The organism is Stieleria magnilauensis (assembly GCA_007753675.1).
Classification (GTDB): domain Bacteria; phylum Planctomycetota; class Planctomycetia; order Pirellulales; family Pirellulaceae; genus Stieleria; species Stieleria magnilauensis.
On the sequence record CP036432.1, the window covers coordinates 674634 to 701060 of the forward strand.

Sequence of the window (26427 nt, forward strand, 5' to 3'; positions counted from 1 at the left end):
TTTCTATCGTTGTTGAAAGAGATCGGAGAGTACGAACGCCTCAAGGATCGCTCGTACCTGGTAGTCCTTTTCACGGCTGATCTCGGCGATCGCACTTAATCTCTCGCGATCGTCAATCGTCATCGTGCGTCGCATGCCGTAGATGGCCAGTTTTTCGATGAAGGTTCGGTTGAACGCATCCAGGTCTGCCAGCAACAGTTGCTGAAACTCTTTTGCGTTGGCAAACGTCCGGCCGTCAGGCAATTCGCCACTGGCATCGACGGTCGGATCCTCGCCGGTTCCTTCGACCTTTTCGTGCGTGCGCCACTGTCCGATGGCATTGTAGTGATCGAATGCCAGCCCGAGTGGATCGATTTTTTGGTGGCACGAGGCGCAATTCGGATCGCGCTTGTGGGCCTCCAATTTCATTCGCAACGTCGCCTTGGGGGCGTCCGTCGGAGTCGGCTCAATCGGGTCGACATTGGCCGGAGGAGGCGGAGGTTCTTTGCCCAGAAAAACTTCCGACAGCCACGCGCCACGATGCACCGGACGGTGCCGCGAGCCGTCCGAAGTCAGCGACAGAACCGACGCGTGCGTCAACAGGCCGCCCCGATGATTCTGCGGTTGCAGCGCGACGCGTTGAAAGCGATCGTCGACCACGCCGGGAATGCCATAGAACCGAGCCAGCCGCGGATTGAGCATCGTCCAGTCGGAATCGATGAACTCGCGCAGCGTCAGGTCGTGCCGCAACACTTCGGTAAAAAATGCCTGACTCTCGCCGACCATGCTTTGTTCCAAGTAGTCGTCGTAGTTCGGGTAGAGGTTTCTGTCCGGCGGGAACATTCCCACCTTGCGCAGGTTCAGCCACTGGGACGAGAACGAACGCATGAATCGCTCGGCACGCGGATCGGCAAGCATGCGGTTGAACTGCTCCTGTAAGACCGCTCGATCGCTGAGTTGGCGATTCTCGGCCAAAGCAAACAGTTCGTCATCCGGCATCGTGCTCCAAAGCAAGTAGGACAGCCGCGTTGCCAGTTCCCAGTCGTTCAATTCGTTCCGTTCTGCCTCTTCGTCTCCCTCGGCGATGAACAGAAAACTTTTGGAAGAGAGGATTGCCACCATGCCTGTTTTGACGGCATTGCGAAACGACTCGCCGGCTTCCAACTCGCCGCGGACGATTTCGAGATAGGTTTCCAGTTCCCTGTCGTAGAGCGGCCGCCGGAAGGCACGACGCGCGAACCGGGAGAGGCTTTCGCTGACGGTGTCCAGCGATGTCTCGGTTGCCAAATACTCGTCGCGGCGCCGTTGCTCCTGCTTCGTCACCATCGGACCGCGCATGGTGATCGAATCGATGATCAGGATCGGATACCGCGGGCTTCCGTCCTGGTTGGTGATCTTCATCTGCCAGGGCGCGCGGCGATGCTTGGTCGTGATGAACGGAATCCCGCTTGTCGCGTTGGTCCGCGGATGATTCGGGACCTTATTCGCGTTCGTCACGTAGATCTTCGGCGGGCGGCCCGGCGGATTCGAAAAATGAGCCTGAAACGTCACAGTGACCGGATCGTCTTCCGGCGCGATGATGTCTCGTTCAAACAACACGCGATCGAGATCGGGCTCGGTCACCTTCATCCGCGGCGCAATGCCCTGGTCCGGTTTCAATCCGCTGACGGTGTAGCTGATCTCATACACACCGGGGCCGGGAAACTTCAGGTCAGGCGATCGCCATGGATTGGAATAGCGATAGATCTGGCCCGATGTCGTCAGTGGGGCTCTTACCTTGTCCAGCATACCTTCCGCTTTGAGTCGCTGGAAATGATGGTGGGTCTCCTTGATCTCCATCGCCCGCTTGCCGGCTTCGCGGTACTCGATCGGCTCGTCCGGATATGCTTCATCCAAGATCACTTCGGCCGCTTTGATGTATTTCTCGATATGCGATGGCGAGAGCGTCAGGACCGAACCGATCCGCTCAAATCCGTGCCATTGGGGATCTTCAAAAAGTCCGCCGGGATCGCTCGCGTCGTATTCCACCCCGATCAGATCGCGAACGGTGTACACGTATTCTTCGCGTGTGAGCCGCCGATAGGAAACTCGCTCGCGCTTCGCCAGACGCGCCGACTCACCTTCCTTCATCCGCGCCGCGATCCACTCGACGATATCGGCTCGCTGATCCGCGGTCGGTTGTTCGGCGGCATCGTCCGGAGGCATCTCGCCTGACTTGATCCGCTCCATGATCTCGACCCACCGCGGCGTGTCTTCGAAACCGACTTTCGGCGACAGATTGTCGACCCGGAAATCGCCGCTAGCGGCCTGCCGGTCATGGCATTCGATGCAGTGCGTTTCGATGAAGCCGCCGACGGTCGCATCGAGTTCCTTCGGGTCGAATTCCTTGGCATCGACTTCGTCGTCGCCCTGCGCTGCGGCGAGCGAACAACATGCAATCAGCCAGGCTGCAACAATCTGCTTCATGATAGGAAACTATGGATACACGATTCATGGCATATACATTTGTTTCGTCAAAGAACCTTGCCTGGTGTCACGAGACGTGACCAATCCGTCGACGGTTTGAAAGTATATCTATTTCCTCGCTTTCGAGGGGCGAGCTTTCTGCTTCTTAGATACAAATGAAACAGCTGCCAGAAAGAACCCAATTGATTTATCATTGGGCACACAGAGTGGGCAGAAAGTTCACTGCCAGACACAAGCGATTGCCGGTCGGACAGCGACCGGACGAGTGCGGGTTCAGCGCACCGTGATTAGATCGCGAGACCCGCCAAGCGTTCAGCGGGCAGGCGTACCGTCAGGATCGATGTCGACCAGGCAACGGCGACTCACACTGCATCGCTGTTTGATGCCTGAGATCTGCAGCGTCCAACGGGCGCGATTTGCTCTCTCTATTTTTAAGTCGCGGGTCAGCGTGCCAAGGTGGACGGAGTGTCATTGCCGTTGGTGGACGCGGTGCGAACCGGGGTGTCGTTGAGACTGTAGGTCGTCGACGCGGGGATGACTTCGGATTCCGACGCGAGCATCGGGGAAGCGGTTTCGCTTGGCTCATCACTCGGCGGTTCGATCGCCGCGTGGGCGATCGATGCTCCGGCGCTCAAGTCGGTGACGGCGTACTGTGACGGGACGTTGCCCTTGACGGTCTTGGGCAATTTGAACATCGATCCTGTCGCCCCGTCGACGGTCAATCCCGCGACTCCGCCCAATAGAATGTTGCCGGCGATCCAGGGATCCACGCCCGCTTTGATCTCGTGTTTCTCCGTCGCCGCCTCGCGCCCGGAATAGACGACCGAGTACTTGGCCGGCCAGAATGGAAACGCCTTGGCATCGAGGGTGACTTGCTGAGGCGTGATGCCTTGCTGAATCACTCGATTCTTGCGGTCATGCACGGAAAAGAACGTGGGCGCGGCCGGATTGTCGATCGTCACCGCGTAACGTTTTTCGCTTAAAACGGTCGCGCATCCACTGGAGGCCACCAACGTGCAAAGCAACAACCCGCAATCAAAGCAACGGGAGGCGTTCGCCCGTCGTGGCTGATCCAAAATCATTGTCATGAGAAACCCGCGTGAAACCGACTCCTGTTGAAAATTCCACCCACATTCTTGGGTGGATCCGAATTAGCACAAGCTTGTCGCATGCGTCAATCGCGATGCGCAAGAACAGCGCGGTGTGAAAAGTTTTCACACCGGGGCTTCGCGCCGATCCCTTACACTGTTCGGCTATCACGCGTGGTCGGCCTGACGCCTGGCCACGTCATCATTCGTTTTCAACCCTTCCCTCGATCTGTTGAACCCATGTCAGAACGTATCATTTTGCGGACCGGAGAGTCACTCGTCGCCGGCGGACCACCCTTTACCGCCGCGGAACCCGAAGTCGTCATCGGCGAGTTGGATGGCCCGGTGGGAACCGCGTTGGCAACGCTCACCGGCGATCAAACCAAGGGGCACACCAAGGTCTTTGCCATCCTGAATACAGATATCCAAGTTCGCCCGGTCACGTTGTGCGTCAGCAAGGTCACTGTCAAAGACAATCGCTACACCAATATTCTGATGGGGACGGTGCAAGCCGCGATCGCCAACGGCGTTTTGGATGCGGTGCGTGCCGGCGACATCCCCAAAGAGAAATGCAATGACCTGGGGATCATCTGCAGCGTCTGGTTGAACCCCGGTGTCGCGACCGCGGACAAGCTGGACCACAAAGCCCTGTTCGACATCCATCGCAAGGCCATGGCCCAGGCGATCCACAAAGCGATGGCCTGTGAACCTTCCATCGACTGGTTGCTCGAAAACCAGGACAAGATCACCCACAAGTATTACCAAATGGGATTGGACGGAAAAATCTAAGCCGCCGGTGGGGCCGTCTGAACGTGGCCGGTGGAGAGCAGCGACACCAGGCGGGATAGCAGAAAAATAGTGGGCAGGAAAATCGGCGGGGAGACGGCAAGACAGGAAAATAGGTGACAAGAAAATCGGTGGCTTGGGTAGGTGGCGTAAGCTTCCAGCTTGCGGTGCTGGGATCGCAAGCTGGAAGCTTACGCCACCTTATAAGACCGCCATTCATTCTATTGGCGGTCCGTCGAGCGCTGCTTGCTGAAAATCTTGCGCGAGTCGGGTGAGCAGTTCATCCAGTGGCGTTTCTTCGTCTTGGATCTCTCCGTCGATCGGGCCCGGTCCGATGTCTTTGACCAGGACTCCCTGGCCCTCTCCGTTGATGACGAACAATTCATCACCGTGCAGCCCGTCATCAGCGACAAAGAACAGCCGATCACCGACGGCGACAAACTGTTGAGCACCTGATGCCGGGGGTTGTGGGTTGAGATCCCGCAGAAGTGACGTTTCCAACAGCGCCGCAGCCAAGAGGTGCCGCTTTTCCAACGTCTCGATTCGAAGCCTTCTTCGACCCGAATGCCTGTGCCCCCATGTTTGACATTTCATCGCGAATTCTCGTGAAGCAAATTCTTGTCAATGGTCTGGGTGGGACCATTCTACCATACTGGTGGTGCTGTTGCGGAATTTGATTGATGCGGATCGGTTTGCCGGCGTGTGATCGCCATGTGTGTCTGTAACCTTCAGTGTCGAAACGGGTTGCGTCACGGCATTTAAAGAGGAACGGGCATGCGTCACATCACCGCATTGATTTCGCAATATCGATGACGTCAACCGGCCAGTCAGCAACCGGGGGGCGACGGTGTGTCCAGTGCGTCACCCGATCCGCCAGCTTGCTTTCTCGCCGTTGGCAGCGAACAATTGCGGGACAGATTCTCCGGGCGTGTCGCATCGACTGCCGACACGACATCGGGTTCCCCTCAAGACAAACGGTTTGGAGAAGACAGATGAAGGCCTTGATTGTCGGTTTGGCGCTGTTGGCGTCGGCGACGTTTGTTTCCAATGCCCAAGCGCAGTACGTGGGGATCGACATCTACACGCCGCGCTACGCCGTCCCGGTCGCTCGTCCCGTGTACGTGCCACCGGTGGTGTACCCCGCACCGATTGTCGTCCGCAGGCCCGTGGTTGCGCCGGTTGCACCGCTTCCACCGGTGGTCGTGCCGCGACCACGTTATCGGTTTTACACGCCGTACGGAGGTTCAGAGGTGAGAGTGCCAGGTCGACCGGTGGCAAACACCCTGCGCGCGATCATTCGCTGATCGATTGCGTCCGTGACTTGTTCTGCCGACAGATACAAGTGCTCCGTCAACTTTGAGATTTATGGTGCCGCGGAAAAGGGGTCAGGTACCAAAAATGCGAAGCACCCGTTGGGCCATTTGGTTTTTGCTACCTGACCCCTTTTCCGCTCTGTCAGCGCAGCCGGATGCGAACCGTTGTCCCCTCGCGGTGGAGGGTTGTCGTGACCGTTTCTGACAAGTCGCCGTAGCGGGCGGTGATCTGGTAGTCACCCAAGAAACCGCGTGTTCGGGTTTGTCCTTGCGCGTCGGTTGTCAGCGACTCGTCGGTCCACCACCGACTGGCGACCAGATCGACAAACACCTTGCCCGCCGGCTTCAGCGTCCAGTCTTCTCGCCACAGCGCGGCGGCGGGTTTCCAGTGCATCTTTTCCCAAAAGCCCCACTGGACGATCGCTTCCATGTTCGGATGGCTGAACGAAGCAATCAGGACGTCGCGGAAATAGTCCGCTTGCAATGCGTCATCGTCACCCGCATCGACATCGAATTCACTCAACTGCAGACGTGGCGCGATCTCGGCAAACTCGTCATAGACTTTCAACAGTTCTTCCGGCGGCGTCAACGTGGTCAGACCAAAGTGCCCCATGAATCCGACGATGTCGGGCGATTGGTTTTGCTCGTTCAAGTAGCGAATGATTTTTTTGTAAGGCTCGCGTTTGTAGCCATCGGGTAACACTTTCCCCTCATTGATCGCGTGCGATGCATCCGGAGCCAAGCGACGAGCTTCGGCCAGAATCTCGGCGTAGATTTTGGGTCCGCCGTATTCCATTTCGTAGGTGTGCTTGCCCCAGCCGATGATGTGGTTGATCGTGTCCCATTCGTTCACGTACTTGCTGGTTGCCGGAAGCACGTCAGCCATGTGGTTCCATAACCATTTGCGGTGACCTTCGGGGTTCCCGACAAACTGCTTTTCAACGCTATTGAAATCCATCGGCGCCCAGCCGATGTAGTGCCCGCGAGCGGCGATGTTGTTTTCGCGCAACCATGGCAGCGTTCGGTCCATCAGGATCGTTTTCCTGCGCTGCCAGACGGGATGGTTACTTTGCAGGCTCTGCCAGTTGTGGGGGCGAAGTTCCGATTCAAAGGTGACGCGGTCAAAGTACTTCTTGACCACCTGACGATACTGCTGAGCCTCGTCCCAGCTGACGACGATCTGCTTCTTGGGGTTGATCGGGAAGTCGCTTCGCGGAGCACCGAGAACTTCGGCGTTGACGGCGCTGCCGAATCCGAACGCATGTTTCTGCATCGCAACCGTTACCCGGGCGCCCGTGACCGGGCGGCCCTGCGCATCGACGACTTCGATCGTCAGATCACCTTTGCGGATGGTTTCGATGCGAGCCAGAGCGGCCTTGCGCCACGCCGCGTCTTTCTCGCGACCGGCATACATGACTGTCGTCTTGGGCAGCGTCGCGATGTCGCGATCGGTTCCATAATTGACAAGTCGCAGGTCCGCGATCTCCACGATCGTGCCCGCCTCGCCCATGTCGAACTGAACGACGTCGCTGGCAGGGTTGATGTCGCGTCCCGCGACGAATGAGCGAACCTGTTGATTCCACTCGCGATAGGCGGACAGCGTGTTCGCGTAAACTGCCGCGTCCGATTCGTCCGTGATTGAATAATAGATGTTGTTCGGTTGCCCGCCTGCGTTCGGCCGTCGGACCCAGAACGAAACGAGCACAACGTCTCCCTTTTTGATCGCTTGCGTGATCGGAATCTGAACACGCATGTTTGCCGGGTCGCTAAACCGCTGGTCCGATTCGATTCGGTACGAATGCTGGAACGGCATGTCACCGACTTCCGTCCACGTTGCGTCCGCCGTCACGTGATGAGATCGAAACTTCACTTCTTGCGTCGGACCAAATGACAGTACCTCCCGACCTCCCTCCGGTGGCGCGACAGCGTGTGGGGCCTGGGCGAGGTCGTCGTTGTTCAACACGAATTGATGGGTGCCGGGTTGCAGTTCAACCAGTAGCGTTCCGTTGGCCTTTTTTACGGAATCGTTGCGGAGCGGTGTTCCGTTCAGCGAGACACTTCCGATGCGATCGGTCGGCAAAATGGCGGTCGCGGTTGCGTTCGGCGGAACGATGGCGTCGATGACGAGGCCCGTTTTGGTGCGCGCCCATCCGCTCTTGGCGATGCCATAGGGTGTGTCCAACTCGGCGGCGGCCGACGAGAGCGGTTCGCCGATCAGCGGTCTGACGAAGAAGTGTTGGTAGCCTGGATGCGCCGGGTCCGGAGAGAGTCCCGCGACTCGCTCGTACATGAATTGACCGATCGCACCGTAGGCGTAATGGTTGAACGAGTTCATGCTCGCATCGCCGAATCCGTCGGCGTGGCTGTAGCTGTTCCAACGCTCCCACATCGTCGTGGCACCCTGATTGATCGAGTAGAACCACGAAGGATAGCTTTGTTTGAACAACAACTCGTAGCAAATGTCGCCGTGCCCGAGTGCGTCGAAAACAGGGGCCAACAGCGGCGTGCCGAGAAACCCGGTTTGAAGATGACGTCCGGCTTCCTCGTACTTCTTCAACAGAACGGATTCGACGTTTTCTCGTTGATCCGCGTCGATCAGGTCGTAACCGAGTCCCATCAGGCACGCGGTTTGCGTGTCCGCACCGGGACGCGGCTTGCCATCCGGAAAGTATCGAGCGGTGAACGCCGCGCGGATGTCGGCGTGCAGTTGTTTGTATCGCGCAGCATCCTCGGTCTCGGCCAACGCGGTAGCCGTCCAGGACAAAATCCGTGCGTCGCGACCGAAATACGCGGTGGCGATCAAGTCTTGAGCGGTGTCTCCCTTGCGATCGGATTTCGCATACGGCTGCAACCAATCGCCGAATCCGGTCAGGGTTGGGATCAGATCATTGGACCGACGCTCATAGACGCTCACCCAATTTTTCATCGCGTCATAGTTGTCTCTCAGAATCCTGATGTCACCGGTTCGTTCGTAGATCTCCCAAGGGGCGGTCACAATCACATCCGCCCAGCCGGGGCTCGAATAGCCGAAGTTGGTTGCGGGGACAGTATGTGGAATCTCGCCCTCTTCATTCTGTGCGTCTCGAACGCTTTGCAGCCAGCGAGCCCAGAACGAATGGACGTCCTTGTTAAAGAACGAGGTTGGCAAGAAGACTTGTGCGTCGCCGGTCCAACCCAAACGTTCGTCGCGCTGTGGGCAATCGGTGGGGATGTCAACGAAGTTGCTGATTTGTCCCCAGCGGATATTGCTTTGCAATTGGTTCAGTTTGGCATGCGACGACGTGAACCGCCCCTTGTCTCGGAAGTCCGTGTGGATCACGTTCGCGATCACTGACTCGGTAGTCAGTTTCTCTCCAGCGGACAGGCCGCTCAGTTCCAGATAGCGATATCCGAAGAAAGTCAACGTGGGTTGATAAGTGACTGTACCGCTTTCGGCAGCGACATAGGTGGCCTGTGATCGCGCGGTGCGGTAGTTTTCGGTGTACAGCGTGCCGTCGGGCTGCAGCATTTCGGCAAAACGGATCTGGACGGTTTCGCCTTGCTTGACGGGCATTGTGATGGTGGGAATGCCAACCTGGTTTTGTCCGAAGTCGAAGACGTACTTTCCCGGTTCAGGCTGTGTCAGCTTGACCGCTTGAAGTCGGTCCATCACTCGAACCGGCGGCAGACGTTTCGGGACGACTCGGGGGCCGTTGCTGAGCGGAGTTGATTTGACCGGCATCCAATCGGCGTCGGCGTCACCGGGTTGCGTCCATCGACCCAAATGTTGCGACGCGTCGTAGTCCTCGCCGTGATAGAATCCCGCCGCTCGAATCGGGCCTTGGTCGGTTGCTCGCCATCGCTGATCCGACACAATGCGTTCGACACGTCCGTCGGCGTAGGTCAGTTCCAACTGCGCGAGCAATTTCGGCGTCAAACCCATTAATTCGGTGCGTTTGCGCAGCAGCAAATTTCCCGCATACCAGCCTTCGCCAAGCGTCGCACCGATCACGTTGCTGCCGACATTGACCAAATCGGTCACGTCGTACGTCAACGATTCGACGCGTTCGGAATACACCGTGTACCCGGGCGAGAGCAGATCGGTATCGACTCGCTTGCCGTTGATGCGGAATTCATAGATACCCAGTGCCGATGCATAGAGCCGAGCTTTGACGATTTCGCCTGGAGCATCGAACGCTCGTCGCAGGTAGGTCGCCGGCTGCGCGGTGATCGCCGGATACGGATCGAACGCGCGGTTCTCGGGCAATTCGATTTGTTTGCGGACGCCGTTGATCTCGTAGTCGACCCACAAGGTTTTGGCGTCGCCCGGTGCCGGATCGCCGCCCAAGCGTGCTGGGACGACACGAATCGGAGTCGATCCTCGCTGGATCGCCCGCCGAATGTTCTCGGTTACGTTCTTGGTTTTCGCGTCACCCGCCGTGCGATTGCCAAACTCGGCCTTCAGGATGTTGACCTCGTCGGGCTGACGTTTTCCGCGATCCAACTCGATCCACTTGGCATCCCAGTCGTCATGACCAAGCAGGCCCATTTCGATCGACGCTTCTTCGCTCCATTCGGATTCGCGAGCCTGATCGTCCCAAAACTTCACTCGCCATGTAATTTGCTGACGGGACTCGAGCGCCGGGCCTGCGTACGGCACCCACACCGAGTGACCCGAAGCCACTTTGCCGGAATCCCAGATCGGATCGGCGGTTGCGCCAGACTCGGATCGCTGGTGCACGACGATTTGGTACGCCGTTTGTGCGTTGACGTCCGCCGCGACCGGCAGCTTCCACGAGAACACAGGCGAAGGATTGTGGAAGCCGATGGGATCGACAACGTTCTCGTCGACACGGAGCGAATGGGGTTGTGGTTTAGCCGCGTCACCGAGGGTTGAGCCAAGTACTAACGACCACACCACCAGCGCGAAGCGTAACGAAGTGTAGCTTTGCATGTCCGTGTCCACTATTGCATGTCCGCTTCCATCGCCTTGTCGTATTCTTCATCGGTCATGCCGGGCATCGCAACTTCTTCTTCTACGGCGGGAGGAGCCTCGACGACGGTATTTTCCCCACCGCGTCCGCAACCACTGATCGTAAGGAGTGCGAAGCAGGTCATTGCCAGGAAAAGAAAAGAGAGATTTTTCATCAGACGGATCTTTCGGGATGGAAGGAAGGGACGGGGTCTCGAATCGTCGCCACCGCGGCGGTTGAACAGGAAGCGGTGGCGTGTCGCGTGACTCGCAACACGGTTCAATCTTCTGATCGCACCATTCTGATCGCACCAAGCTTCCAGCCCTATTGGCCGATCGGCCAATAGCATGGGGATCGTTACCCGCTAATTTTAACGCTCCTGCACAGGTCTTCTGTGCGGTTCTCTCTTCCCTTTTTTCCCATTCTATTCTCGGAGCCCCCCATGAAACGTCGAGAATCGGCGGCAGCCGGATTCACTCTGGTGGAACTGCTTGTCGTCATCGCCATCATTGGCATCCTTGTTGGACTTCTCTTGCCTGCCGTCCAGGCCGCCAGAGAGGCCGCCCGCCGGATGAGTTGCAGCAACAATTTCAAGCAACTCGGAATCGCCCTGCACAACTACCATGCGGCATTCAAGCAAATGCCCCAACATGGCAGCGGAACCGGGATCGGGCTTCAGAACAACCGTTGGTGGCGAACTGGCAATGATTCCAGTCACGAAGCGTTAAGCCCGTTGGTTGCGATGACTCCCTTTTTCGAGCAGCAAGCGTTGTGGAGTCAGATTTCCAACCCGGATCCCAAGACCGTCACGGGCGCACCGCCGCCAGCGACGACCGGACTGACGAACCCGCCGCGTTGGCCCGCCATGGGACCCAATCCGCGAAACTTTTCAGCCAACCCGGGTTACATTCCCTGGGCCACCGAAATCCCGACCCTTCGATGTCCCAGTGACCCCGGCATCGGCTTGCCGGCTTTGGGCCGCACCAATTACGCCTCGTGCATGGGCGACTCTCCCTCACAGTGGATCAGCAACTACAAACGCGGCGACCTGACTCCCAACAGTTCGGGTGCCGTGCAGAACTTCAATTCGGTCTCTCGCGGTGTCTTCATGATGCGCAAAGTGGCCAAGTTCCGCGACGTTCTCGATGGCCTGTCCAACACCATCGCGATGGGTGAGATCATCACGGACTTGGGTAACCGCGATATCCGTGCGGCCGCCTCTTGGGTCCGGCGAGGCGGACAGTGGGTCAACAACAATCCGTCGTACTGTGCCGATGCAAACGAGATCGATCCGGATCGGCCAAAATTCTGGTGCAACGGCGGGCCCGATTGCACCACCCCGGTCGAACTCGCCCACAACAACCGTTCCTCGCGCGGTGCCAACTGGGCCAACTTGCGAGCCCACTGCACGCAAGTCTTCACCGTGCTTCCGCCCAACAGCGAAGTTTGTGTCGGCCAGTGGATCGACAACTCCGGAACGATGCCGATGAGCAGCAACCACCAAGGTGGAGCCCATGTCCTGATGTGCGATGGTGCGGTCGTGTTCATGACGGATTCGGTCGAGGCCGGGGATCGTCACGCCGGTGCCGTTCGCCGAGGCCAAACCGGACCGCGGAGTCCCGGACAAGTGAGCCCCTATGGTTTGTGGGGGGCTCTGGGAACCAAGGCGTCCGGCGAAACGATTGAAGAGCAATTGAATCAATAGTTCGGTTGCCATCGATCGAGAAACAACGACAACCTCGCCCCGTCCTGGTGGCGAGGTTTTGACTGCGCTAACGCAAAACCTGTTAAGCTAACGGGATCGCCCAAACATAGGACGGCTTCATCCTGCCGATCATGCACCTGAAAGCGTGGCCGTGACAAATCCAATCGCAACCTTTGTCGGCCTACTCTACCTTGGGCTACTCCCTGTTGGGCTCTGTCTTTGGGGATTCAGCGTCGCGGCTGCCGATGAGCCCTCGGTGAGCAGGATCGCGGATTTGATGGCGACACCGCGTGATCAGGCGATTCAACGACGGCCGATTCGAATCCGAGGAACGGTTTCGTTGATCGGTGACGGGATTACCAGCGCCCCACGGAAAGTCAAAGCGTCGCAGAGCTTTTGCGTCGAGGATTCCACCGCCGGAATTTGGGTCCGTTCCGGACATGCCATTCGTGAGGGCGTGCTCCTCGACAGCGACCGTGTTTTGCCCGAGCTGGATTATGGGGTCGATGTCGAGCTGGATGGGTACCTCGATCGCGGCGCGTTTGCCCCCGTGATCTTGCCCACCCGAATCACGATCCTGGGCACAAGCAAGCTTCCCGCCGCCTCCCGTGCCTTCAACACACGGTTTCTCAATGGCGCCGATGAACTTCGGCGTGTCACCGTCAATGGCGTCGTGCAGAATATCTCCACGGAATCGTCCAACTGGTGGTCACTGCGTGTCGAAACCGGCGTCGGGCACTTCGTGACCAGGGTTCCCAAAGATGAACCGTACTCGTCTTCGCGATTGCTCGATGCCGAAGTTGATCTGACGGGGATCGCGGCCGTGTGTTGGAATTGGCGATCGGAATTCGTTTGTCCCCGGCTGATCATTGCCCACCGAGAGGACATCCGGATTCTTCAACCGGCCAGTGATCCGTTTGCCGCCGAACGAGTCTCGATCGAAAATCTGGATGGGTACACACCATCGGGACGCCCGCGTCATCGCCGTCGCATCGAGGGCACCGTCACGTACTACGACGGAGACTTGTTACTGTACGTGCAGGAAAACGGAATCGGGATCCAGGTGCGGCTCAACGACCCCCTCTCGATCGAGCTCGGAGACCGCGTCGAGGTATCCGGTTTTATCGATACGTCGCGTTATCTGGCCGGGCTGCGCGGTGCCGTGGTGCGTCGAATCGGGCGACGTGACGATCCCGTTGCGGCTCCATTGACGATCTCCCAAATCATCGAAGACCATCAGGGATTCAGCCAAGGTCAACCCACGACGCCGAGGAGTTGTGATGGTCAACTGATTCAGTTGACAGGCCGGCTACTCGATTTTCAAGTCGGATCCGCGACCGAGCAACACCGCTTGCAAATCGATTGCGGTGACTCGGTCACGACCGCGTTCCTTTCCGGCGACATGAGACCGCTGACGCCGGGAACCGAATTAAAAGCGACCGGCATTGCCAAGCTCGTTTTTTCCGCTCCGGTTGCGACCGCCAGTCTGGCGAAACCGGACCGTGTCGATCTGCTTCTGCGAGATCACAATGACCTCTTGATCCTCAGCACTCCGTCGTGGTGGACCCCTCGCCGAACGTTTAATGCGCTACTTGTCTTAGCGGGATTCGCACTCTCGGCATCCGTTTGGGCGTTTACGATGCGACGAACCTTGGCTCAACGAACCGACCAGCTCGCACGCGAAATGCGCAACCGTCGTGATGTCGCACTCGAGTTCCAAGCGGCGATTCAAGAACGAACCCGACTCGCCGCCAACTTGCACGACACCCTGCTGCAAACCTTGGCGGGGATCGCCTATCAACTCGAGGCTTGTGGCCAGCCCGGAACGAAACCCTTTCGAGACCATTTGGAAACGGCCAGCCGCATGATTCAGCACGGCCAGGAAGATCTGCGAAACACCGTGTGGGCGCTGCATTGTCTGCCGCAAACCGAAGGATCGTTTGTCGATTCGGTCAAGCAGATGACCCGCAGACTGGTCCAGGGACACGACACGACGATCAACATCCAGAGTGCAGAGAGTTTTCCGGTCTTGGCGGATTTTATCGCGGGGAACTTGCTGCTGGTCATCCAGGAGGCCGTACACAATGCGATCAAACATGCCCGCGCCGAACGCATCGAAGTTGAACTCAGCGGTTCCCCCGACCAAGATCACGTTTCGGTTATCGTGCGAGACCACGGAATCGGTTTTGACCTCAACACGCGCAAGACGTCCAGCGACGGACATTTCGGTATGGAGGGAATGGAGCAACGGATCGAGCGTCTTGGCGGTACCCTGGCGATCGAAAGCCAACGCGGCGTTGGCACGACCATCCATGCGGACATCCCGTTGCGGGAGTTCGACCCGAAGATCGCGTGACGCCACGCGTTGAGTCCCAAAGAGGAGCACCCTCGTTTTTCGAGTGACACCGCCATGGCTGAATCTGTTCCGTCGCGACCTCTTCGTTTGCTTCTCGTCGATGATCATGCCGTGATGCGAGCCGGATTGGCGAACATGCTCAACGCGCGTGAGGAATTCGACGTCGTTGCCGAAGCGGACAGTGGGGAATCCGCCTTGGTCCTCCACCAACAGCATGATCCGGATGTCACGCTGCTGGATATCGCGATGCCGGGAATGGGCGGGTTGGAGTGTCTGCGCCGGCTGAAACAACAGTCTCCCGACGCGAGCGTGTTGATGCTCAGTTCCTCCGAACTGGAACACGACATGCATCACGCGATCGATTTGGGGGCTGATGGTTACATCACAAAAACCGCCATGCCGCCGGAATTGGTTGCGTCGATTCTGGCAGTCGGTCGTGGCGAGTTGTGTATCAGCGAAGAAGTCTCACGACGGATCAAGAGTTATTCGGCCACACCGCAGTTAACCTCTCGCGAAATCGAGGTGCTGGGGTTGCTTCGCAAAGGAATGAGCAATCCCGATATCGGCTTGATTTTGGGCATCAAGCCGCGCACCGCAAAAGCTCACGTGGCGGCGATCCTGCTCAAACTCGCCGCTCAGGACCGCGCCGAAGCGGTCGCGAGAGGGTTTGAATTGGGATTGCTGCGACCCTGATCGACGAATGGGATCAAATGGGACAGACTCCCAGCCCGTCATCCCAGCTATTGATCAGCCGGTACGTTTAATTCCGGCGTGGCACCCACGTCTCGGGCGCGTCGAGCATCAGCGGTTCATGGAACACGGTCAAATCATCGCCCTGTTGTTTGATCCAGGCGTTGAGTTCGGCTTGCAGTTCCAGCTGAACATCACGCACCTGTTCACGACCGGCCAAGTTGTTTTGCTCGTGGGGATCTTGCTGCAAATCAAATAATTCGTATTCGGGACGGCCGTGGTGTCGAGCAACCACCTCGGCAGCCCGCGAGTTCGTCTTGGCCGCCTCGGTCCACTCTTTGAAGTAGTCGCCCGAGGTTTCGCGGAGCAGCAGATCGATGTGGGTGGTGAACGCGAACTCGGGATGCGGATTCCAAATCAGTTTGTATCGATCGGTGCGAATCGCGCGACTCAGATAGACATTCATCATCCGGTCGCCGCTGTGCGTCGTGAAGATGCGTTTGAGATGTGAATCCGTGTCCCCACGAAGGACCGCCGCGAACGAACGTCCGTCGAGATCGTCGGGGATGGCTCCACCGGCGATGTCAATCAGCGTCGGGAAGATGTCGATCCAGCTGACCATCGCGTCCGTTCGGATTCCCTTTTGGATCTTGCCCGGACGAGTGACGATCAACGGCACGCGGATGCCTTCGTCGTACAGCGTCCATTTGCCGAAGGGGAATTGGGCTCCATGGTCACTGGAGAACACAAACAGTTTGTCTTCCGCCATGTGCTCGTCGGTCAATGCCCGGACTTCGCCCAGGTAGGCATCCAGATCTTTGACTTCCTGCAAGTAACGCGACCGCTGGACTCGCGTTTGCGGGGTGTCCAACAGCTTCGGTGGCAACGTCATCGAGACCGGATCGACGGTTGATTCAAACGGCCAGGGCACGTGCGGGTTGGAAACACCCACGAACAGTGCCAGTGGTCTCGGGTCGTTGCGATTGACAAGAAATTTCTTTACCGTTTTGCGCAGCTCGGGAATGTCTTTCTTCAGCTCGATGGTGTCGAACCCGTAGTTCTTCGCACTCTTTGAATGGGCGACCTTTCCGAACGCTGCCGTCTGGTATCCGAGTTGACCAAGCAGCCGTGGCAGACGGACCGTCCCCTCATGCGGATACGTGTGATTTTCTTCGGCACCATTCCTGGCCGGCATCAAGCCGGTGAGCAAAGCGGCTCGACTGGGGGCACACGCCGGACTCGCCACGAACGCGCGATCGAAGGTCATTCCATCGGCGGCCAAAGCATCGATCGCCGGCGTCTTGATGTTCGTCCCGCCGTAGATCGGCAGGTCGAGTGCGGAAAGATCGTCTGCCAAATAGACCACGATGTCCGGCAGACGATGCTCCGCCGCAAACGAGTGGACGCAAAAAGCGACAGCGGTCAGACAACAAGCCAGAATTCGACGCGACATTGTGATCCTTCTCTTGACGTTTACTTCACTTCGAAACGGACGGATCCCGTGACTTCTCCATCGACATGCCATCGGTCGCCGCGTTTGGTCGCGGCCACTGCCGTTCCGTCAGCGAAGACGCCGGTGGAGCCATCGGGGGCTGGTAGTTCTACCACGGCTGACATGCCATCGGGCAAGGACAACGACAGATTGAAGGCCTCTCCGTTCGTCCAGTCAATTTTAATCGGCCCCCGCGGCGTCGGGACCTTGCCGCGGGCCGATTCTATATCAGCTGGGCAGGGTCGAATCGTGGCGGTGGTCCAGCCTGGGGTTCGCGGCTGCGCTCCGAGCACGTGTCGCGGCAGCAGATTCGCCGGCGCGGCGCCCCATGCGTGGTTCCAATCCTGGTTGGGTTTGTATTTCATCTCCCAAGCTTCCCAGGTGATCGTGGTGCCGCTGTCGGCCATGTGTTTCCAACTGCGATCGCCGTCGGCCAGGATCAGGTCCAGCGCCTTTTGACTGGCATCCGCTGAAAACAGTGCATCCATGAAGTACTGCGCCGCATACACGCTGCACTGCATCTTCTTTTGCTTCAACCACGACAGCACACCGTCGCGTTTTTCATCAGGGACCAGGCCGAACGCCAGGGGAAAGAAGTTGGCGTGGACGCTGCTGTGGTCCGTCTCAATGCCATCGCGGTATATGCCGGCGTCTTGATCGAACAGTTTGTCCTGAAACGACGCGCGAGCCAATTTGATTCGAGACTCAAAGGCATCGGCGTCAGCCTCGTTGCCGATCGCATTGGCCATTTCCGCCATCTGCTCCATCGCTTTGATGTGAAAGGCGTTGACGACGGTGTTGATCTCGGTGAACACAAACCCGTCTCGCTCTTGCTTCGGCCAGTCGACGATGTCGTGTCGATTCTGATCCGCTTCATCGCTGCGAACCAAGCCGTCTTCACCGCTGCGGTGAATCAACGTCTTCGCCTTCAACGATTCGTAGCGCTGTTTCAACCACTCGGTGTCGCCGTTGTGCATCCATTCGGCATGCGCCATGAACACCATGTGCGGTGCCCATTCGCTCGGCCAAGTGCCGTTTTCCATCAGCCAGTCGAACGTCCGCGCGGCCATCTTGACGTCGTCGTCGGTCGTGTAATGACTCAATTGGTTCAAATAGGCGTCGGCCTCGTAGGGAATGCGTTCACGGTCGCCGTCGACGTACACGCCGGCAAACGTGGTGGCCTTGATGCTGTATTTGCACAGGTCCCAAATGCGGTTGAGGGTTTCGTTGGAACACTCGAACGCACTTGCATCGTCGTTCCACGTTGCCGAGTATGCGGCTCGTCGGCGAACGAGATCGAACGGATAGTCCGGGCCAACCCCTTCGATCTCCACCCAGCGAAACGGCATCACGGGTTGCCACTGCGGTGGTGTCAAAACCGCTGGCGGGTTCGCGTAGATCAATCCGGATTGCTGCACATTGCGGGGGTCCACCGGAGCCGGCACGACCCAGGTGCCGAGCTGCTGGCCAAGACGAATGGGTGTCATTCCATATCGAACGGTTCCCGGCGGAGTCTGGTCAATCCGGCCGTCCTTCAATTTTTCGCCGAAATGCACGTTCGCCGTACCGCGGCCCGAGGGAACCGGCATGGCGATGTTTCCGAAAGCCACGGTGCCAAAATCGATCTGTGTGACCGTCTCGCTGATTCGTTTGATGGAAAGAGGCTGCTGCTCTGTTAACGCCACATGCTGCTGGGCGGGAATTTCGGGCAACTCTTTGATGAACAGATTGCGAAAACGATACGTCTGTCCTTTTTCACCGTGATGTTGGATCCCGATGTAGCCGCTCGCGTCGGTGGCATCGCGAAAGCGAACGGTTTCCACCCCATTGACTTCGATTCGAATCACATCGTCGACACAGGTGATTTCGTAGCGATTCCATCCGTTGCGATTGAGCGCATCGCGGACGCGAGGCGTTGCAAAAAACTGTTGTGATTCTTCGGCGTGTGCGAGGAACTGATCCTTTGATCGCCCTTTGGTGCTCGGCCAAATCCATCCGCGTCGGGCTTCATCGTACAGGCCTCCCGACCAGCGCCGGTCCGAACCGTCGCACTCGGCCTGGTAGCCATAAACTTTTTTGGCGGCATCCTCATCGACATGAGCACGAAACATCACGCCCGAGTTCGCCGGTCCCTCAGGCAGATGAATCTCAACACTGACACGAAAGTCCGAATACTTCTTTTCGGTGACCAGAAAAAACTTCTTGTCCGCCAGCAGATGAATCTCACCGTCGACCACTTTCGCTTCGCCGTACGGGTAAGGATTTCGCCATCCGGTCAGATCCGTCCCATTGAACAGCGGGGTGTACCCGCGGCTGACCATCGCTGCGTAGCCCGATTCGCCGCTCACGACGGCGGGCTTTTGAATCGACGCGGCAGGGGGATCCGACGCGGGACAAGCCGAAGCGGTGAGAAGGGCAACGAGCCCTGACATCATCAGACCAGGTCGTGAAAACATGTCGACAGCCTTGGGGAAGTGTTTCAGGATGAGAGCAATGTGCGGTTCACTGGTTGGGCGTCTTGCTTTTGCGCCCGGTTCGCGGCTGCCTCCGATTCGTCGTCGGCGGCGCCACGTCTCGTTTCCCGTCGACGTACCAGTCAAAGTATTTCGCCGCCTGACTGCTCATGGCGGCGGACTGCATGGCCCAGATGCCGGGTGGAGACTGTGTTGCGGCCCACGCTTTCAAGTCGGCGTGAAGCGATGCCGCCAGCTCAGGAGAACGCGTCATGAGGTCGTTGGTCTCTTCGAAATCCTTCTCCAAATCGAAGAGATACTCCCGGTCATCACAGCGAAGGTATTTGATGTTTCCTTTTCGGATCGCCGACTGGCCCAGCCAGCGCCAATACAAGGCATCGTGCGGGCTGCCTTGCTTTTGGCCTGTCAGGAAAGGGATCAGGTTGACGCCGTCGAGGATCGGATCCTCGGGCAATCCGGCCAACGAGCAAGCGGTCGCGCCAACGTCGAGTGTGATCACGGGATGCGAATAGACCTGACCCGCGGGAATCGTCCCTTTCCAGTTCACCACAAACGGAACCCGGATGCCGCCTTCGGTCAGCATCCCCTTTTCACCATTCATGGGATCATTCAATGAACCATCCCAACCGGGACCTCCGCCCGGTGCGTCGAGCTTGTGGATTTTCAGCGGTGCGCCGTTGTCGCTGATGACGAAGATCAGGGTGTCTTCTTCGAGTTCGTGTTTGCGAAGCGTTGCAACGATTCGGCCAACGCCGTCGTCAATGGACGAAATCATCGCCAGTGCCTGCCGTCGACGCTCCGGCATTTCGCCGGGAAAGCGGTCGAGGTATTGTTGTGGTGCGTCGAGCGGCACGTGTGGTGCCCGGCAAGCGAGATAGAAGAAGAAGGGCTGGTCGTGAAAGCGATCGATGAACGTGCAAGCAAACTGTGAAATCATATCGATGTGGTAGCCGCCACCCTTTTGCTCCTCGGGCCCGACGTCTTCGCCGTCCAAGTTCATGTTCCAATGACCCGCCCCGTTGCTGTTTTTATGAAACGCTTTGTCGAATCCGTGTGCCGCAATCGCATCTGCTTTGCTCGGCCCCAGGTGCCATTTGCCGGCCATGCCGGTGGCGTAACCCGCCTGCTTGAGACGCTCGGGAATGGTTTCCAGTTCGGCAAAACGCTTCATGGTCGCTGCGTCTTGGAATTGTGGATTCGACTCCAGGCCCCACTTTGTCTGGTATTGGCCGCTGAGCAGTCCTCCGCGTGAGGGAACACACTGCGGGGCGGTGCAGTAGCCATCGGTCATCCGGACTCCGCCCGCGGCAAGCTTGTCGATGTTGGGCGTCCTGACATCGTCGAAAACACCCTGACAGCTCAGGTCGGCGTAGCCATGGTCGTCGGTGTAGATGACGATGACGTTCGGCTTCCGATCATGGTTGTCGCTGCGGGACGAAACGGGAGGCGATTTCGGTGTCTGGAATCGGTAGTGCGTTGTCCCGTTCTGGCCGACCAATCGAATCTCGGAGAATTCAATCTTGCCCGGACCTCGCGATGGATCGATCCGCACGGCCAGCAATGGGTTCGTCACCGTGAATGCGATGGCATACTCATGCGGCTGGCCGTCGTGTTGAACGTCAAAGAATTCACTTCGGTCGGCTTTGAACGGGCCGGCACCCTGTTCCTGCCAAAAAATCTGCCCCTTGCCGGACGAATTCGAAGTCATTGTCAGATGCAACGTGAAGGACGATGCGTCGATTGCCTCGGGGAAGGCGTGACTGAAGAACGGGTCGCCGCCGGTACTCTGGACGACGAGCCCATTGTTGGAAGTCGACAGGGTGCAGGTGCCGCCGGGTTGCCACCCCGCGACAGGCTTACCGGACGGTCTTGCGTTGGATTTCTTCACAGCGTTGGCGCCACCCTTTAGACTTGCCTTGCCCTCTTGAGTCACGTCGTATTTTGACGGATCAAATGTAGGATTGGGCAACGGGCGAACCGCCTTGGTTTCAACGAGGTGCTGCTCGATCAGTCGATCCAGTTGTTCCACACGCTCTGGAAACTTGCTTGCGAGATTGTTTTGTTCGCCGATGTCATCGCTCAGATTGAACAGGTTGTAACGATGCTTTCCGTCTTCACCAGCGTGGAAAAGGCGAATCAGTTTCCAATCGCCTTGATGGACACTGACCGCCGGCGGCAGCCAATCGGGGACGCCGGGTGCGTGCGGAAAGTAGGTGAAGATCGCGCCACGATCCAGTGCTTTCCCCTGCAGTGCCGGGACAATGCTGACTCCGTCAAACTCCTGATTCGGCTGAGCGTCGACCGAAAGCATTTCCAGCAGCGTCGGATAAAAGTCGCTGCTTTGGATGATTTCATCGCTTCGTGAACCGGCTTTGATCGATCCCGGTTGCACCACGATCGCTGGACCCCGCACACCCCCTTCGTACATGGTCGCTTTGCCGCCGCGGAGTGGCGCATTGCTGGTCGCAGTGCCTCCGTCGACGAGGTTGTACATGTTTCCGCCGTTGTCGGACGCGAAGATGATGATCGTGTTTTCCGCAATCCCCAGCCGGTCAAGCGTGTCTAGCAGAGTCCCCACGGCGTCGTCCATGCTCTCGATCATGGCCGCATAGGTCGGACTCCGCTGTGGATCGTTCGGATCGATTTTCTTGCGGTATTCGTCGATCAGTTTTTGCTTTGCATCGAACGGAGCATGGACGCTGAACATCCAGTAGTTCAGGAAGAACGGTTCGTCTTGGTGTTGTTCCAAAAAGGCGACCGCTTCTTTGGCCATGCGGTCTTCAAGGTGCTCGTCCGGGATGTCCGGATCGTGATCGAAGTCCTTGAACTTCCACGGAGCCACGTAACTGCCTGCCGGTCCAGGGCCGGGATGGTGGGGAACGTCGACATCGAACCCGTGTTCCAACGGCGAGTAGGGCTCTGGACCAAGGTGCCACTTGCCGAAGTGCCCCGTCGTATAGCCGTTGTCTCGGAACATTTCGGCCAGCGTGTAGTACTTCGTGTCCAACCGCGAGACCGACTCGGGAAGCGTGGCTGGTCGATTCGGCGGTCCACTGGTCGCCTGATTCGGCTCCAGAATCACCTTCGGCAGGTGGCATACCGGTGCGGTGATTCCGTGCCGTGCGGGACTCAGCCCGGTCAAGACGCTGGCCCGCGTCGGTGAACACAGCGGGCTGGACGAATAAGCTCGAGTGAATGTCATGCCTCGCTGCGCCAGTCGCTCGATATTCGGCGTTTTGTACAGCTTGGTCGTGCCATAAAGCGTCGTGTCACTCCAGCCGAGGTCGTCGGCAAGAATAAACACAACGTTCGGCTTTGATCCTGCGTTCTGTCCCCAAACGCTTTGGCTTGTCGCCACGACAAGCAGCAACGGGCAAATGAAAGCTTTGAGAAAACCGGATTGTTGAAACAGGATCATGGATGGCTCGTTAGCGGTGCGTGGTTTGAGCTATTCGGCGAGTCGGTAGACCGCGATGGATTCAATCATCATTTCGCCGACGTTGGCATACTTGTCATAGGTTGCAAACGGATCGAAGCGAATCTTTCCGACCGGTTCACCGTCGGTGATGGTAAACAAGTACGCGTTCACCTGTTCTGTTTCGCGGAGCGTTCGCTTGCTCTGCTTGTGTCCCACAAATCCTCGGCCCGGTGTGGCCCAGAAAAACTGACTGGTGGCTCCCTTGGCGGGCATCGCACGCAATTCGATCACCAGCTTTCCGGTGGCGGGTTGATCCAGACGCACGGCCATCTGCGAATCCTCGCCTGTCGCTACCAGGTACGCCTTGCCATTTCGCTGCTGGATCTCGACGCTCTTTCGATCGAACCATTTGGCGACGTCCGCCGGATCCGTGAAGTCCCACGAGGCAAGCTTCTTCGCGTCGGCGAGATCAACTCCATCGGGATTGATGGCGTTGTCTTTGGGCTCGGATGTTTTTAACGCACGGGTGGCGGGTGCGAGGCCGCTGCTGGCGACAAACGTGTAGCTTCCCGATTGAATGGACAGGACGGCTACATTGGGTTCCGTGCGAACGAGTTTGATGTGTGGATTTTCCGCCAAAGACTTGCCGCTTTCCGTAATGCTCGCCGAATCACCGGTCGGCAGATAAACGGTCGCGGTGGTGTTCGCGGGAATCGATACCTGCAGATGAAACGCATCACCATCGACTTTCCAATCGCTGCGGATCGTGCCACGAATCGAATCGTATGATGCACGGACCCAATCGATCGGTTCGTGCATCGCGTTGCTTCCCGGTGACGGCGGAGTCGGCCGGACGATGATCTTTTTGAAACCGGGGCCGTCCGACTGAATGCCGGCCAAGGTGGCGAACATCCATTCGCAAACCGCTCCGAACGCATAGTGCGAGAAGGAATTCATCGCCGCGTTGTGACGGCCGAACGCGTCTTCTTTGGTGTAGCTATCCCAGCGTTCCCAAATGGTCGTCGCACCATTTGCAATCTCGTAACCCCAAGAAGGGAACTCGCGTGACTGCAACAGGAACGTGGCCAGGTCATGTTGTCCGGACGCCGAAAGAACGGGCAACAAGGGACGGGTGCCCAAGAAACCCGTTGCCATGTGGTTCCCATTTTCGCTCAGCATTTCCGCAAGATGTCGTCCGGTCGATGCGCGTTGATGTTCTGGCACAAGGTCGGCGAACAAGGCCAGGGCCTGAGCGGTTTGCGTGTTGACGTTGATGCTGCCGTCGTCGTTGACGTACTTCGCCTGGAAGGCGGCTTTCGTCTTTTCAAACTGAGCGTGGTACTGGCTCGCTTCTGATGTTCTTCCCGTGGCTTCCGCCATCTCGAACATCATCTTGGCGGAAATCGCGTAGTAAATCGTGTCGATATAGTCGAGCGGTGTTTCGGCACCCTGGGCGAGCCAATCGCCCCAGGCATTGCCGTGATTGATGCCAAGATCGCCGACGCTGGTTTGCTTACGCCAACGCATGAAACGCGTCATCGGTTCCCAACAATCATCGATCACTCGCGTGTCGCCGTAGAACTGCCAGATCGTCCACGGACAGATGACCCCCGCATCGGCCCAGGCCGTGCCGAAGTCCCAGCCATGCTGGAACGGAAACGGGGCGTAGCCGGGGAACGCACCGCTGGGCCGCTGCGATTCCATCAACTCACGCAACCACTTCGTATAAAACGCACCGATGTCCGCATTGTATGCCGCCGTCGCAACGTAAGCCTGCGCGTCACCGGTCCAACCCATCCGCTCGTCACGCTGCGGACAGTCCGTCGGCAGATCCAAAAAATTGGAACGTTGAGTCCAAACGACGTTCTTGAAAAGCTGATTGACCATTGGGTCACTGCACTCAAACTCGCTGGTCAACGGCGTATCGCTGTGCAGCACCAACCCGGTGACGGTATCCAGCGTTGCTTCACCGGGAAAGTTGGCGACTTCGACGAACTGAAACCCATGAAAGGTAAACCGTGGGACGTAGATTTCGCCATCGAGATCTCCGTTGCAGGTGTAGAAGTCTGTCGCCCGGGCTTTCCGCAGGTTCGCTGTCATCAGCCGACCATCCGGATGCAGCATCTCTCCGTAACGAATCTGAATCCGCTGTCCCGATTGGCCTTTGACTTTCAGACGGATGGTGCCGGCGAAATTCTGTCCTAGGTCGAACACAAATGTCCCCGGCTCACGCTGCGTGACGCTTTTCGCCGGGATCTCTTCGGTCACCCGAACGGGAACACCGGGAAAGGCTTCCAGTTTCGGACGTTTGAACCCGAGGTCCCGTTCTTCACCCAAATTCTTCACGCCTTCGCCCGGCTTCGTCGGATTGCGACGCTGATAGAACGTTGCCACTTGGCTGCCGTTGTCTTTCGCAAGGATGGCCGACTGCCAGGCACTGTCATCAAACCCGTCGCTCGCCCAGGCATCCATCTCCTTTCGAGCGTCATAGGCTTCTCCCATCAGCAAGTCGGCTTGCTGGATCGGTCCATCCCCTGTGACTTTCCAGCTCGCATCGGTCGCGACAATTTGGCTCGTCCCGTCGGTGTATTCGATCTCCAGTTGCGACATCAACGAGGGCGTTTTTCCGTAGATTGCCCGGCCGGTCTTCTCCGTTCCCATCCCAGTCAGTAGGCCGAAACCGACATAGCCGCTGTACCAACCATCGGCGACCCACGCACCGATCGCGTTGTCGCCGGGGCGAATCAAGTCGGTGACGTCGTACGTGTTGTAATAAGCACGTTGTCGGTAGTCGGTCCAGCCGGGCGCAAACAGAGCATCGCCGACGCGGGTTCCGTTGAGATGCAGTTCGTAGATGCCTAGTGCCGTGGCGTAAACCGTCGCCCGCTTGACTTGCTTGGCCGCGGAAAACGCTTTGCGATACTGCCTTGCCGCAGGCAGATGAAGCTCGTCGACGTTCTTTTGGATCGGGGAATCGTCGCGAAAACTGATGTATTGGGCGGACCAATCTGAATCGTCCAACAAGGCCATCGACCAGGAAGCTACTTGGCTGGTCGTGGCAGTGGACTCGTCGTTGCCCCAAACGTGCACCTTCCAATAACACTGCTGACGGCTTTCAAGCGGTTGCCCTGCATACTCAACGAAGAGTGTCTGATCGGAAACCACCTTTCCCGAATCCCAGAGGTCGCCAATGTCGCCCGCGAGGTTTTCCGGGGTGGTCGACACGATGACACGGAACGCTGACTGTGACTGACCACGACGCTTCGATGTCACTTGCCAACTCAGACGCGGCTTCGTGATGTCGATCCCCACCGGGTTTTCGACGTATTCACATCGCAGGTGCACGGCTTCGATCGCGCTGACTGGAGTTGCCAAGCAAACGGCGACAAGCAACGAGGCGGTGGCAGTTGCAAAAGACTTCAACGGGCTACCAATGAGTGAAGGTGGTGGAGGGATAGATTTCGATCAGTCAGTCGCGCGCATTCGCGGTTGTCGACCGATCCCTAGATCTCGACTTCGGTGGCGTCGACCGGCAATTTTCGGCTCATCCACAGGGGCGTGGAAATGAACCATCCGATGGTGCCAGCCAGCGCAGCCCACTTCACGGCATCGAGTTCGATCGCGCCGACGAAATACAACAAGCAGGGGACGACAACGAGACTGAGGGTGATCAGCGAGATGACTTTGGCGATTTTGTTCATGTCAAAA

Annotated in this window: 15 protein-coding genes; 5 read left to right on the top strand and 10 right to left on the bottom strand. The window is 58.0% G+C overall.

Translation table 11 applies throughout. The features are described from left to right. Nucleotides 1-3: 3 nt before the first annotated feature. Nucleotides 4-2445, bottom strand: coding sequence for a DUF1592 domain-containing protein (locus TBK1r_RS02520; RefSeq protein WP_145207379.1), 2442 nt, complete (start codon nt 2443-2445; stop codon nt 4-6). 443 nt (nt 2446-2888) lie between these two features. After that, nucleotides 2889-3533 carry a hypothetical protein gene (locus TBK1r_RS02525; RefSeq protein WP_145207380.1) on the bottom strand — a complete coding sequence of 215 codons (645 nt, stop codon included), beginning with the start codon at nt 3531-3533 and terminating at the stop codon, nt 2889-2891. A gap of 240 nt (nt 3534-3773) precedes the next feature. On the opposite strand from TBK1r_RS02525, the gene fae reads away from it, so the two are divergent. After that, a complete protein-coding gene (fae, locus tag TBK1r_RS02530) occupies nt 3774-4322 on the top strand; it encodes a formaldehyde-activating enzyme (RefSeq protein ID WP_095738669.1) in 549 nt (182 codons plus the stop codon). A 213-nt stretch (nt 4323-4535) separates the two neighbouring features. On the opposite strand, the gene TBK1r_RS02535 is transcribed toward fae, so the two are convergent. Further along, nucleotides 4536-4913 carry a hypothetical protein gene (locus TBK1r_RS02535; protein WP_145207381.1) on the bottom strand — a complete coding sequence of 126 codons (378 nt, stop codon included), beginning with the start codon at nt 4911-4913 and terminating at the stop codon, nt 4536-4538. 398 nt (nt 4914-5311) lie between these two features. Between TBK1r_RS02535 and TBK1r_RS02540 the strand changes: the two genes are divergently transcribed. Then, nucleotides 5312-5623 carry a hypothetical protein gene (locus TBK1r_RS02540; protein ID WP_145207382.1) on the top strand — a complete coding sequence of 104 codons (312 nt, stop codon included), beginning with the start codon at nt 5312-5314 and terminating at the stop codon, nt 5621-5623. A gap of 151 nt (nt 5624-5774) precedes the next feature. Here the strand turns inward: TBK1r_RS02540 and TBK1r_RS38165 are convergent, their stop codons facing one another. Then, on the bottom strand, nt 5775-10565 hold the full coding sequence (locus TBK1r_RS38165; protein WP_419580896.1) for a family 78 glycoside hydrolase catalytic domain: 4791 nt from the start codon (nt 10563-10565) through the stop codon (nt 5775-5777). Between the two features lie 11 nt (nt 10566-10576). Continuing rightward, nucleotides 10577-10759: a hypothetical protein gene (locus TBK1r_RS02555; RefSeq protein WP_145207383.1), complete on the bottom strand. Its 183-nt coding sequence runs from the start codon at nt 10757-10759 to the stop codon at nt 10577-10579. A 267-nt stretch (nt 10760-11026) separates the two neighbouring features. Between TBK1r_RS02555 and TBK1r_RS02560 the strand changes: the two genes are divergently transcribed. The 3 genes from TBK1r_RS02560 (at nt 11027) to TBK1r_RS02570 (ending at nt 15338) form a co-directional block, all read left to right on the top strand. Next, a complete protein-coding gene (locus TBK1r_RS02560) occupies nt 11027-12289 on the top strand; it encodes a DUF1559 domain-containing protein (RefSeq protein WP_145207384.1) in 1263 nt (420 codons plus the stop codon). Between the two features lie 256 nt (nt 12290-12545). Beyond that, the gene (locus TBK1r_RS02565) at nt 12546-14645 is read left to right on the top strand and encodes a sensor histidine kinase (RefSeq protein WP_419580897.1); all 2100 of its coding nucleotides are present in this window, start codon (nt 12546-12548) and stop codon (nt 14643-14645) included. A 54-nt stretch (nt 14646-14699) separates the two neighbouring features. After that, the gene (locus TBK1r_RS02570; protein WP_145207386.1) at nt 14700-15338 is read left to right on the top strand and encodes a response regulator; all 639 of its coding nucleotides are present in this window, start codon (nt 14700-14702) and stop codon (nt 15336-15338) included. Nucleotides 15339-15405: 67 nt separating this feature from the next. Here the strand turns inward: TBK1r_RS02570 and TBK1r_RS02575 are convergent, their stop codons facing one another. The 5 genes from TBK1r_RS02575 to TBK1r_RS02595 all read right to left on the bottom strand — a co-directional run bounded on the left by TBK1r_RS02575 (nt 15406) and on the right by TBK1r_RS02595 (nt 26420). After that, entirely contained in the window at nt 15406-16788 is a 1383-nt protein-coding gene (locus TBK1r_RS02575) for a sulfatase family protein (protein ID WP_145207387.1), read from the bottom strand. A gap of 20 nt (nt 16789-16808) precedes the next feature. Then, nucleotides 16809-19148, bottom strand: a complete 2340-nt coding sequence (locus TBK1r_RS02580) for a family 78 glycoside hydrolase catalytic domain (RefSeq protein WP_419581517.1) — start codon at nt 19146-19148, stop codon at nt 16809-16811. 181 nt (nt 19149-19329) lie between these two features. Then, nucleotides 19330-22719 (bottom strand): sulfatase-like hydrolase/transferase, encoded by a 3390-nt coding sequence (locus TBK1r_RS38170; protein ID WP_419580898.1) that lies wholly within the window; start codon nt 22717-22719, stop codon nt 19330-19332. Nucleotides 22720-22749: 30 nt separating this feature from the next. After that, nucleotides 22750-26142 carry a family 78 glycoside hydrolase catalytic domain gene (locus TBK1r_RS02590; RefSeq protein WP_145207388.1) on the bottom strand — a complete coding sequence of 1131 codons (3393 nt, stop codon included), beginning with the start codon at nt 26140-26142 and terminating at the stop codon, nt 22750-22752. An 80-nt stretch (nt 26143-26222) separates the two neighbouring features. Continuing rightward, complete coding sequence (locus TBK1r_RS02595; RefSeq protein ID WP_145207389.1) at nt 26223-26420, bottom strand: hypothetical protein; 198 nt, start codon at nt 26418-26420, stop codon at nt 26223-26225. Between the last annotated feature and the right edge of the window lie 7 nt (nt 26421-26427).

Bases quoted from the DNA above. Each gene is read 5' to 3' on its own strand.
- TBK1r_RS38170 (WP_419580898.1), bottom strand. From the start codon at position 22,719: ATGATCCTGTTTCAACAATCCGGTTTTCTCAAAGCTTTCATTTGCCCG.
- TBK1r_RS02555 (WP_145207383.1), bottom strand. From the start codon at position 10,759: ATGAAAAATCTCTCTTTTCTTTTCCTGGCAATGACCTGCTTCGCACTC.
- fae (WP_095738669.1), top strand. From the start codon at position 3,774: ATGTCAGAACGTATCATTTTGCGGACCGGAGAGTCACTCGTCGCCGGC.
- TBK1r_RS02570 (WP_145207386.1), top strand. From the start codon at position 14,700: ATGGCTGAATCTGTTCCGTCGCGACCTCTTCGTTTGCTTCTCGTCGAT.
- TBK1r_RS02535 (WP_145207381.1), bottom strand. From the start codon at position 4,913: ATGAAATGTCAAACATGGGGGCACAGGCATTCGGGTCGAAGAAGGCTT.
- TBK1r_RS02580 (WP_419581517.1), bottom strand. From the start codon at position 19,148: ATGGTCAGCCGCGGGTACACCCCGCTGTTCAATGGGACGGATCTGACC.
- TBK1r_RS02575 (WP_145207387.1), bottom strand. From the start codon at position 16,788: ATGTCGCGTCGAATTCTGGCTTGTTGTCTGACCGCTGTCGCTTTTTGC.
- TBK1r_RS38165 (WP_419580896.1), bottom strand. From the start codon at position 10,565: ATGCAAAGCTACACTTCGTTACGCTTCGCGCTGGTGGTGTGGTCGTTA.
- TBK1r_RS02520 (WP_145207379.1), bottom strand. From the start codon at position 2,445: ATGAAGCAGATTGTTGCAGCCTGGCTGATTGCATGTTGTTCGCTCGCC.
- TBK1r_RS02525 (WP_145207380.1), bottom strand. From the start codon at position 3,533: ATGACAATGATTTTGGATCAGCCACGACGGGCGAACGCCTCCCGTTGC.
- TBK1r_RS02560 (WP_145207384.1), top strand. From the start codon at position 11,027: ATGAAACGTCGAGAATCGGCGGCAGCCGGATTCACTCTGGTGGAACTG.
- TBK1r_RS02595 (WP_145207389.1), bottom strand. From the start codon at position 26,420: ATGAACAAAATCGCCAAAGTCATCTCGCTGATCACCCTCAGTCTCGTT.
- TBK1r_RS02540 (WP_145207382.1), top strand. From the start codon at position 5,312: ATGAAGGCCTTGATTGTCGGTTTGGCGCTGTTGGCGTCGGCGACGTTT.